Source organism: Aquabacterium soli (assembly GCF_003933735.1).
Classification (GTDB): domain Bacteria; phylum Pseudomonadota; class Gammaproteobacteria; order Burkholderiales; family Burkholderiaceae_C; genus Aquabacterium; species Aquabacterium soli.
Genome location: NZ_RSED01000005.1, coordinates 117,748 through 128,753 on the forward strand (window position 1 = coordinate 117,748; position 11,006 = coordinate 128,753).

An 11,006-nucleotide genomic window follows, 5' to 3' on the forward strand; every position below is an offset into this window, starting at 1 on the left:
TGTCGCCAGACGCGTGACATTCTCCACAAGAAATACCGGCTGTTGGCCGGCCATATTCAAATCCGCGGGCGCCCCGGGGAATGTGTATCGCGGTGGCATCACAACGCGGTTGTGCCAGCCCTGGCAGCCCGATGGCCCCGCTCGCCCGCCGGATCAAGGGGGGGCCAGCAGGTCCGGGGCCGCAGCATCGGTAAAATCGCCCGCAGTTCAATCCTTTCCACTTCCTCTGGGGATCTGCCATGGCACTCGTTTCAATGCGCCAACTGCTGGACCATGCCGCCGAGCACGGCTACGGCATTCCGGCCTTCAACGTCAACAACCTGGAGCAGGTCCAGGCCGTGATGGCTGCCGCCGACGAGGTGGGTGCGCCGGTCATCCTGCAGGCCAGCGCCGGTGCCCGCAAGTACGCCGGCGAGCCGTTCATCAAGCACCTGATCCAGGCGGCCGTCGAGGCCTTCCCGCACATCCCCCTGGTCATGCACCAGGACCATGGCACCTCGCCCGGCGTGTGCCAGGGCGCCATCAACCTGGGCTTCGGCTCGGTGATGATGGACGGCTCGCTGAAGGAAGACGGCAAGACCCCGGCCGATTTCGCCTACAACGTGGACGTGACCCGCAAGGTGGTGCAACTGGCCCACAAGGTCGGCGTGACCGTGGAAGGCGAGCTGGGCTGTCTGGGCAACCTGGAAACCGGTGAAGCTGGCGAGGAAGACGGCATCGGCGCCGAAGGCAAGCTGGACCACAGCCAGATGCTGACCGACCCGGAAGAAGCCGCCGTGTTCGTGCGTGAAACCCAGCTGGACGCCCTGGCGATCGCCATCGGCACCAGCCACGGCGCCTACAAGTTCAGCCGCAAGCCCACGGGCGACATCCTGGCGATCTCGCGCGTCAAGGAAATCCACAAGCGCATTCCCAACACCCACCTGGTGATGCACGGCTCGTCGTCGGTGCCGGCCGAGCTGCTGGCCATCATCAACCAGTACGGCGGCAAGATGAAGGAAACCTACGGCGTGCCGGTCGAGGAGATCCAGGAAGCCATCAAGCATGGCGTGCGCAAGATCAACATCGACACCGACATCCGCCTGGCGATGACGGGCGCGGTGCGCAAGTTCCTGGCCGAGAACCCCGACAAGTTCGACGCCCGCGAGTGGCTCAAGCCGGCGCGTGAGGCGGCCAAGCTGGTCTGCAAGCAGCGTTATCTGGAGTTCGGATGCGAAGGCCAGGCCGGCAAGATCAAGCCGATCGACCTGACCGAGATCGCAGCCCAGTACGCCAGCGGCAAGCTGGCCCAAGTGGTGGCCTGATCCACCTTCTGGCCTGCATCTGCAGGAACCGGCGTGTGCTTTTAGGCCTCGCCGGTTTTTTTGTGTGTGCTGCTTGCTTGCGGTGGAGCGCTTTGTCGTGGCAACGCGGGGTGCGGGATGTGGTGGCAGCCGTCCGGACTTCAATGTTGGCGGTCCCGCCGTCGGCGTGACTGCCCTGTGCTGCTCGCGGCGAGGTGGGGCCGCACAACTCACTCCGCGGCCCTTGGCCGCTGCGTTCAAACAGGTGCGGCCAGTCAGTTCACGAAGCATGTGCTGCGCACATGCCCACCTCGCAGCTGTGCTGCTCGGCGCCAACAAGGCGCCCGGCCGCCTGCCCCCACATCCCTTTTTCACCCCGCTGATAGCGTGCGGAGACGGCCGTGGCGTGCCGCCTTCTGCGCGAATGGAACAGTCGAGCCTTGGGCATTTGGGCAAGCGCCAGACCTTGCGAGGCAAAGAACAAGACCCTCTGCATGCGGTTAGCGGGGCATCAAAGGGCTGAGGGGTGTTCAGGCCGGGCGCCTTGTTGGCGTCGGAGGCGCGCAGGGAGGGACAGGTCTGCCCCTCGCGAAGCGAGGGGATGGCGAGCATGTTTGAGGCCCGCAGGGCCGAGTTGCGCAGCCACCTGTCCCGTACGAGCAGGCGGAGAGCAGTCACGCCGAAGGCGGGACCGCCAACATTGAAGCTCGGCCTGAACACCCCTCAGACCCCGCCCCGCGCTTTCACGCCAAAACGCCAGCCCACCTCAGGCCAAGGAAAATGCCCGCCCCAGGCACCATTCGCTTGACCTATCCTGTGGCCCGCCATCCCTGATCGCCAAAACCACATCCCACACGACCGGAGACCCATCCATGGCCACCCTCAAGCTCTACGGCTTCCCTTTGTCCAACTACTACAACAAGGTCAAGCTGGCCCTGCTGGAAAAAGGCATCGCCTTCGAAGAAGTGCGCGTGCCCCAGATGGGTCCCAAGACCGACGAGATGCTGGCCATGTCGCCTTTGGGCAAGGTGCCCTGGATCGAGACGGAGCAGGGCAGCCTGTGCGAAAGCCAGGTCATCCTGGACTACATCGAGGCCCGCTGGCCCGATACCGCCCTGATCCCCGCCGATCCGTTCCAGGCCGCCAAAGTGCGTGAGATCAACACCTTCCTGGAGCTGCACGTGGAACTGTGCGCCCGCCAGCTCTACCCGCAGGCCTTCTTCGGGGCCGCGTTGCCCGAGAAGTACGTGGCCCGTGTGCGTGCCGATCTGGAGAAGCACTTGGCGGCTTTCAAGCGCCTGGTGGTCTTCGGCCCGTACGTCGCGGGCGACACCTTCACGATCGCGGATTGCAGTGCCTATGTGCACCTGCCGCTGGCCGGGCTGGCGTCCAAGCTGGTGCTGGGCGAGGACCTGGTGATGGCCGCGGGCATCGACTGGAAGGCGTACGTGAAGCTGATCGAACAGCGCCCGACGGCCCAGCAGGTGGCGGCCGATCGCAAGGCCGATCAGGCGCGCATGAAGGGCGCTTGACAAGACTGTGGGCTGGGGCGCTGCTGGAAGTCCCTTGAGTGGGGTAGGTGCCGCCTGACATGCGAAACAGCGCAGGCCCGGCGGGCACGCGCCGCCGACTTCAATAGAATCAGGCCACAAACGCGTTCTTCTCAGGAGCCGCCATGGAGCCCATCCAGGCAGCTGTACCCCCCGTCGTGCCGTTCGATGCCCTTCCGGCCTGGCTGCCAGAGGCGGGGGACATGGGCCGGGCGCTGAAGAGCCTGGACTGGGCCGCCACGCCGCTAGGGCCCCAGCGCGACTGGTCGGAGTCCCTGTGCACCGCCGTCGCGATGGTGATGGCCGCCCCCGTGCCCATGTTGCTGGCCTGGGGCCCGCAGCTCGTGCAGATCCCGAATGAAGCCTGGTTCCGCCTGCATTGGCGCCGGCAAGGCCGTGAGCCCGCACCGGCCATGGGCCGCTTGCTGATCGACGATTGGCAGGCCATCTGGCCCCGTGTCGAGGACGCGATGGAGCAGGCCTGGGGCGGGCGAGGCTGTGTGGTCTCGTCCTTCGAGCCCCCCGTGGTGCCAGGCCAAGTCGACGGCGCCGTGCAGGGCTCTCCGCTGCACACCCTGGCCATCAGCCCGGTGCCGGAGCGCCTGGGCCAGGTAGGAGGGCTGCTGCTGGCGCTGAGTGAGCCGGTCACCGACCATCAGAATGAGCTGACCCGCTTGCGCCGGCAATGGGAAGACGATGTGCGCAGCGTGGCGCGGGCCAAGACGGAGTTCCTGGCCAACATGAGCCACGAGATCCGCACGCCCATGAATGCCGTGATCGGCATGACCACCCTGCTGATGGGCACCGAGCTGTCGGTGCAGCAGCGCGAGTTCGTCGAGACCATCCGCAGCTGCGGCGACCACCTGCTCACCATCATCAACGACATCCTGGATTTTTCCAAGATCGAGGCCGGCAAGCTGACGCTGGAGCGCCAGCCCTTCGACCTGGCCGACTGCATGGAGGGGGTGCTGGACCTGGTCTCGGGCCGGGCCACGCAGAAGGACCTCGAACTGCTGCTGGACATCGCGCCAGGCGTGCCGCGGCGGGTGGTGGGCGATGTGTCGCGGCTGCGCCAGGTGGTGATCAACCTGGTGGACAACGCCGTGAAGTTCACGCCGCAGGGCGAGGTGGTGGTGAGTGTGCGGGCCGCGTCCGATACGCCCGGGGTGCTGGAGTTCTCGGTGCGCGACACGGGCATCGGCATCTCGCGCGAGCAGATCGGCCGCCTGTTCCAGGCCTTTGGCCAGGCCGACACCTCGACCACCCGGGTGTACGGCGGCACCGGCCTGGGGCTGGCCATCACGCGCCGCCTGGTGGAACTGATGGGCGGGCACCTGCGCGTGGACAGCGTGCCGGGCCAGGGGGCGCATTTCCAGGCGCGGCTGCCGCTGCCCGGTGTGGCAGAGCCTGACGTCGCGCCGGAGGCGTCGCCCCTGGCGGGCAAGCGTGTGCTGGTGGTCGACGACAACGCCTCCAGTGCCCGCATCCTGCAGCAGATGCTGGCGTCGTGGGGAATGTCGTCCCACACCTGCGAAGGCAGCCTGCAGGCGCTGCAGCTGCTGGCCGGGGGCGTGCCTTTCGATGTGGCCTTGATCGATTACCTGATGCCCGAGATCAATGGCGTGCAGCTGGCCGGGGCCATCCGGGCCATGCCCTCGGCCCAGGAGCTGCCGCTGATCCTGCTGAGCCCCGCGACCGTGCCGCGCACCCAGGCGCGTTTCCAGGCCGTCATCACCAAGCCGATCAAGCAGGACCTGCTGCGCGATGCGCTGCTGCGCACCCTGGTCGGCGAAGACTCTGCGCCCGCGCCGCTGATGGACGAGTCGCCTCTGGGTGACCGCTATCCGCTGCGCCTGCTGGTGGCGGAGGACAACCTGGTCAACCAGCGCGTGATCCGGCTGTTGCTCGACAAGTTGGGCTACGCCGCCGACGTGGTGGCCAACGGCCTGGAGGCCGTGGAGGCCGCTGCCCGCGTGCGTTACGACGTGGTGCTGATGGACGTGCAGATGCCCGAGATGGACGGCATGGATGCAACACGCGCCTTGCGCCAGCGCCCGGTGGACGAGCAACCGCAGGTGATCGGCCTGAGCGCACACGCGCTGGCCGAAGCGCGCCAGGCCTGCCTGGACGCGGGCATGGACGACTACCTGACCAAGCCCGTCGTGTTCGAGCAGTTGTCCAACGCGCTGCAGCAGGCCTGGCAGCGACGGCAGACACCGCGCCAGCAGGCTGGGGCGGGCACATCAACGCCAGCCTTGGCCTGCATGCTGCCGGTGCCATCTTTGGCAGGCTCCAGGCCACCGGATGAGGCCGCCGCCGTGCTGGACGAACGCAAGCTGCAGTTGCTTGACCGCTTGATCGGGCGCGACAAGGTGGACGAGCTGGTGCGCATGTTCCTGACCGACACGGCCGAGTTGCTGGCCCAGGCGCGCGAGGCGGCCGAGGCCGATGACGTGGCGGCCCTGCGCCGGCATTTCCACGCGTTGAAGTCCACCAGTGGCGAATTGGGGGCAGCCCAGTTGCACCGCCTGTGCGTGCATGTGGAGGGGGCGGAAGGTACGCAAGCCGATGGGCAGGAACCGCCCTGGCGCGTGCACGTGGACAGGGCCATTACCCTGTTCGGTCAGGTGCGTCAACAGCTGTTGATGCGGCTCGGCGCGGTTTGAGCATCGGCCGCATCGCCAGCGTGCATTGACCCTGTAGACGTCAGGTTGTTATTTGCACTATCATCAAATTTCACATCCCAGCGGACCGCCGATGTACGTTTGAGCAAGGCCCGCCAACGACACACGGAGGCTCCCCATGGCCCAGGACATCTGCCGTCGCAACAACGTGACGATGCAAGGTGCAAGTAGTGGCAGGACGGTGTTGTTTGCACATGGTTTCGGCAACGACCAGCACAGCTGGCGCCATGTGGCCCAGGATTTCGCCCGCGATCACCGCGTGGTGCTCTTTGATTACGTGGGCTGCGGCCACTCCGACCTCCAGGCCTGGACGCCGGAGCGTTACCACACGCTGGCCGGCTATGTGCAGGATCTGCTCGATGTGTGCGACGCGCTGGCGCTGTCACGCGTCACGCTGGTGGGGCATGCCATCGGCGGTGTGATCGGCCTGCTGGCTTCCTTGCGCCGCCCCGATGTGTTCGCGCAGCTCGTGCTGGTGGAGCCTTCTCCGCGCTATCTGAACGACCGTCCTGGCTACCACGGGGGCTTCGAGCGCGAAGACATCGCGGGCCTGCTCAACCTGATGGAGCGCAACGCCGGGGCCTGGGCCGAGACCCTCGCGCCCAGGGTTGGCACGGGAGACCCCGCCATCTGCCGCCACTTCGCTGAACGCGTGCTGCTGGCCGACCACCGCGCCGAGCTGTGCAAGGTGCAGGTGCCCTCGGTGATCCTGCAGGGTGGGCGCGATGTGCTCACGCCACCCGATGTCGGGCACTACATGCATGAACACATGCCCGGCAGCGCCCTGCAGGTGCTGCCCGAGGCGGGACACTGCCCGCACCTGAGCCATCCAGACGACACCATCACCGCCATCCGCGACCATCTGCTGGTGCATTGAGCCGCCCAGGCGGCATCCGGGCCCAAGAGCCCCAGGGGGAGGACCATGAGCTGTCTCCAGGAGATGCTGATGACGATGCACGAGGTGCCCTGCGGGGCACTGGCCCTGCTGGACGACGGACGCATCCTGGCGGCGAACCGCGCCATGGTGGAGATGATGGGCGGCGAGCGGGCCGACCTGGCCGGGCGCCATGTCGATGAGCTGCTGCCGCCGGCCTCGCGCCTGCTGTTCCACACCTACCTGTTTCCCTTGCTCAAGCTGCAGGGCCACGTCGACGAGATCGCCCTGCCCATGCGCACCGTCGACGGCCATGGCATCGACACCCTGGTCAACGTGTCGCGCGTGGTCGAATCCGACGGGCGCGCCGTGGTGCGCTGCGCCGTGTTCCGTCTGCGCGAGCAGCGCCGCCTCGAAGACCAACTGCTGCACGCCAAGCGCGCGGCCGAGCAGGTGCCCGGCCTGCTGTTCCATCTGCGGCGAGAACCCGATGGCGAGCTGCGCTTTCGGTACGCCAGCGATGCGCTGCGGGGCTTGTTCGGGGTGGCCCCGCGCGAGGCCGCGGCCAGTGCCAACCATGTGCTGGCCACCATCCATGCCGACGACATCCAGGCCGTGCTGATGGCCCTGCAGCAGTCGGCCGACCGGCTGGAGCCCTGGCACATGGAGTACCGCGTCAGCCTGCCGGGTGGGGTGCAGTGGCGCGAGACCCATGCCACGCCGCAGCTCGACAGCGATGGCGGCATCTCGTGGCATGGCTACACCTTCGATGCGACCGAGCGCAAGACCATGGAGGCCGTGCGCCGTGACAAGGATGCGGCCGAGCGCGCCAGCCGGGCGAAAAGCGAGTTCCTGGCCCGCGTGAGCCACGAGTTGCGCACGCCGCTCAACGGCATCCTGGGTTTTGCGCAGATCCTGCTGATGGACCCGCGTGCGCCGCTGGATGAATCCCAGCGCCGACGTGCCCTGTGCATCGAATCCGCCGGCCAGGCGCTGCTGGGGCTGATCAACGAGGTGCTGGACATCGCCCGCATCGAGGCGGGTGGCGTGCGCGTGGACATGGGCGACGTGGACGTGGCGGCGGTGGTGCGCGAGGTGTCTGCGCTGATCGAGCCGATGGCCGCGCGCCGCGGCGTGACGGTGCAGCTGGACGTGGCGGCGGAGTGCGTGGCCCGGGCCGATCCCCAGCGCCTGGCCCAGGTGCTGACCAACCTGCTGAGCAATGCGATCAAGTACGGGCCGCAAGGCGGGCTGGTGCGGGTGTACGCGGCGGCCGAGGGGCCTTGGACACGGTTGATGGTGAGCGACCAGGGGCCGGGCCTGAGCCCCGAGCAGCAGACTCAGCTGTTCCAGCCCTTCAACCGCCTGGGCGCCGAGCGCACGCAGACCGAAGGCCACGGCCTGGGCCTGGTGATCACGCGCGGCCTGGTCGAGCTGATGGGCGGGCGCATGCTGGTCAACAGCACGCCGGGGCAGGGGGCCTGTTTCGGCCTGCTGCTGCGCGCCGGCACGCCGGGTCTGGCCGCCGACCCGCTGGCCGGTGGCGCGCGCCTGCAGCCTTTGGTGCTCGAAGCGGCGGATGACCTGCCCGAGGCCCGCGTGCTGTACGTGGAAGACAACCCCATGAATGCCGAGCTGATGGTCTCGCTGTTCGCACTGCGGCCCAGCTACCGCCTGCTGGTGGTGGACACGGCCTGCCGCGCGCTGTCCGTGGCGCGCGATTTCCAGCCCGATCTGCTGCTGCTGGACATGCAGCTGCCCGACATGGATGGGCGCCAGCTGCTCGACAGCCTGCGGCAGTTGCTGGACGATCCGGCCCCCGGCAAGCCGGCCTGGTCGCGGGTGCCGGCCGTGGCCGTGTCGGCCGATGCCGTGGCCGAGCATGTGGCGCAGGCCCGGGGCGCCGGCTTCGCGGATTACTGGACCAAGCCCCTGGACCTGCCGCAGGTGCTGCCCGGCCTGGACGGTCTGTTGCGCCGCAGCCGGGCGGCTAGCGGCACAATGGCGGTCTGAGCGCCCTGGTGCGCCGGCCCTGGCGCAGGCATTGCGCGGGCCGGCCGCGGCCGGGGCGGGCCGTCCATCCGATTTTTCCGCCGCGCCGACATGACTTCCGCCCTGCACACCTCCAGCCTGCAATCCCTGCCCCTGCTTGCCCGCGGCAAGGTGCGCGACAACTACGCCGTCGGCCACGACCGCATCCTGATGGTGGCCTCCGACCGCATCAGCGCCTTCGACGTGATCATGGGCGAGCCCATCCCGGGCAAGGGCGCGCTGCTGACGAAGATGGCGCTGTTCTGGTTCGAGCTGCTGAAGGATGTCGCCCCCAACCACCTGACCGGGGACGACCCTGTCAGCGCGGTCAAGCCCGAGGAGCGCGCCCAGGTCGAGGGCCGCGCCATGCTGGTCAAGAAGCTCAAGCCCCTGCCCGTCGAGGCCGTGGTGCGCGGCTACCTGGCCGGCAGCGGCTGGAAGGAGTACCAGCACAACGGCGAGGTCTGTGGCGTGAAGCTGCCGGCCGGCCTGCAGAACGCCAGCAAGCTGCCCGAGCCCATCTTCACCCCGGCCACCAAGGCCGACGTGGGCGACCACGACGAGAACATCAGCTACGACAAGATGGTCGAGATCATCGGTGCCGATCTGGCCGAGCAGGTGCGTGCGCTGGCCATCAAGCTGTACAAGACGGCCGCCGACTACGCGCTGACCAAGGGCATCATCATCGCGGACACCAAGTTCGAGTTCGGCCTGGACGAGCAGGGCACCCTGACCGTGATGGACGAGGTGCTGACGCCCGATTCATCGCGCTTCTGGCCGGTGGAGGGCTACGAGGCCGCCTTCAAGGCCGGCGCCAACCCGCCCAGCTACGACAAGCAGTTCGTGCGCGACTGGCTGGAACAGGCCACCGTGAACGGCCAGCCCTGGGACAAGACCGCGCCTTCGCCGGCCCTGCCCCAGGATGTGATCGAGAAGACGGCGGCCAAGTACCAGGAAGCGCTCACGCGCCTGCTGGGCTGACCTCGTCGTCCGGGCCGTCGCCGTTGTCGGCGGCGCCTCCGTCGCCATAGGGGCCCTCAGCGTCCCGCTCGGCGGCGGCCTGACGGTGTGCGGCGGCCAGGGCCTGGGCCAGCTCCGGCGGCGCGGCCCAGCTCTTCAGGATCTCGGCCACATCGGCCACGCCGACCTTCTTGAGCGCCGAGAACAGCGTGACGCTGATGTCCGATTCTTCGGTGCTCAGCTCGCCCAGCACCTCTTGTGCCTGGCGCAGGGCCTCGGTCGATTCCTTGCGGTTGAGCTTGTCGGCCTTGGTCAGCAGCACCAGCAGCTTGACCTCGCCGTTGCGCACGCGCGGCGCCACGAACTCCAGCAGTTGCCTGTCCAGCTCGGTGAAGCCGTGGCGCGAGTCGATCATCTGCACCACGCCGGACAGGCTGCGGCGGATCTCCAGGTAATTGGCCATCACCTGCTGCCAGCGGATCTTGGCCGCGCGCTCGACCGCGGCATAGCCGTAGCCGGGCAGGTCGGCCCAGAGCATGTCGGCCGCGTCCATGGACCCGACCCGGAACAGGTTGATGTGCTGGGTGCGCCCGGGCTTCTTGGAGGCGTAGGCCAGCTGGCGCTGCTGGGCCAGGGTGTTGATGGCGGTGGACTTGCCCGCGTTGGAGCGGCCCACGAAGGCCACTTCCGGCAGCTCGTTGAACGGCAGCTGGTCGATCTTGGCGGCCGTGATGTAGAAACGGGCGCTGTGAGCCCAGGCCAGGGCGAGCTCGCCAGGGGTGGCCGGGCCCCTGCGCGGGGCCTGTGGTGTCTTGTGGACGGGACGCGGTGCGCGCTTGGAGGCCGGATGGGATGCTCGATTCATGGGACATTGTAGAATCCCTCGAAGCGGTGTTGACATTCCTCAATGCCCCGATCACCCCCACTGATCAAATCATGCTCATGCGCTTTACTCCCCTGATTGCCGCAGTTGCCATGACCGCCACCCTGTCGGGGCTGGCATACGCCGCTGAAACACCCAAGGCCGCCAAGCCCGACCTGGCCGCTGGCGAAGCCAAGGCCACCCAGGTGTGCGCCGCCTGCCATTCGGCAGATGGCTCCCGGGGCCTGGCCGCCAACCCGATCCTGCAGGGCCAGCACCCGCAGTACCTGGCCAAGCAGCTCGAAGACTTCAAATCCGGCAAACGCAAGAACGCCGTGATGCAGGGCATGGCGGCGCCGCTGAGCGAGGCCGACATCCGCAACGTGGCCGCCTTCTACGCGGGCAAGAAGGCCAAGGACGGCTTCGCCACCAACAAGGATCTGGTCGGCCTGGGCGAGAAGATCTACCGTGGGGGCATCGCCGCCAAGGGCGTGCCCGCCTGCGCGGGTTGCCACAGCCCCAACGGAGCCGGCATCCCGGCCCAGTACCCGCGCCTGGGCGGCCAGCACGCCGACTACACCAAGGCACAGCTGACCGGGTTCCGCCAGGGCGACCGCCACAACAGCGCGCCCATGGTCACGATCTCGGCCAACCTGAGCGACAAGGAAATCACCGCACTGGCCGACTACATCGCCGGCCTGCGCTGACCGACGACCTGGCCGCAGCAGTGGCCGCAGCACCAGGGGGCGGGTGTGCCTCCTT

General features: G+C 67.9%; 8 protein-coding genes. 7 read left to right on the forward strand and 1 reads right to left on the reverse strand.

Features of this window, described 5'->3' with window-relative positions:
* Positions 1-239: 239 nt before the first annotated feature.
* From fba to EIP75_RS07830, 6 genes are all read left to right on the forward strand, one after another.
* On the forward strand, positions 240-1,304 hold the full coding sequence (gene fba, locus EIP75_RS07805; protein ID WP_125242689.1) for a class II fructose-bisphosphate aldolase: 1,065 nt from the start codon (positions 240-242) through the stop codon (positions 1,302-1,304).
* 851 nt (positions 1,305-2,155) lie between these two features.
* Positions 2,156-2,815: a glutathione S-transferase family protein gene (locus EIP75_RS07810; RefSeq protein ID WP_125242690.1), complete on the forward strand. Its 660-nt coding sequence runs from the start codon at positions 2,156-2,158 to the stop codon at positions 2,813-2,815.
* Positions 2,816-2,958: 143 nt separating this feature from the next.
* Complete coding sequence (locus tag EIP75_RS24845) at positions 2,959-5,499, forward strand: hybrid sensor histidine kinase/response regulator (protein ID WP_125242691.1); 2,541 nt, start codon at positions 2,959-2,961, stop codon at positions 5,497-5,499.
* A 136-nt stretch (positions 5,500-5,635) separates the two neighbouring features.
* A complete protein-coding gene (locus EIP75_RS07820) occupies positions 5,636-6,394 on the forward strand; it encodes an alpha/beta fold hydrolase (protein ID WP_125242692.1) in 759 nt (252 codons plus the stop codon).
* 45 nt (positions 6,395-6,439) lie between these two features.
* Positions 6,440-8,404: a PAS domain-containing hybrid sensor histidine kinase/response regulator gene (locus EIP75_RS07825; RefSeq protein WP_125242693.1), complete on the forward strand. Its 1,965-nt coding sequence runs from the start codon at positions 6,440-6,442 to the stop codon at positions 8,402-8,404.
* Between the two features lie 90 nt (positions 8,405-8,494).
* Entirely contained in the window at positions 8,495-9,403 is a 909-nt protein-coding gene (locus EIP75_RS07830; protein WP_125242694.1) for a phosphoribosylaminoimidazolesuccinocarboxamide synthase, read from the forward strand.
* On the opposite strand, the gene yihA is transcribed toward EIP75_RS07830, so the two are convergent.
* Positions 9,384-10,247 carry a ribosome biogenesis GTP-binding protein YihA/YsxC gene (gene yihA, locus EIP75_RS07835; protein WP_125242695.1) on the reverse strand — a complete coding sequence of 288 codons (864 nt, stop codon included), beginning with the start codon at positions 10,245-10,247 and terminating at the stop codon, positions 9,384-9,386. The two genes, EIP75_RS07830 and yihA, sit on opposite strands and share 20 nt — an antisense overlap.
* A gap of 110 nt (positions 10,248-10,357) precedes the next feature.
* On the opposite strand from yihA, the gene EIP75_RS07840 reads away from it, so the two are divergent.
* On the forward strand, positions 10,358-10,951 hold the full coding sequence (locus tag EIP75_RS07840; RefSeq protein ID WP_233584741.1) for a c-type cytochrome: 594 nt from the start codon (positions 10,358-10,360) through the stop codon (positions 10,949-10,951).
* Positions 10,952-11,006 lie beyond the last annotated feature (55 nt).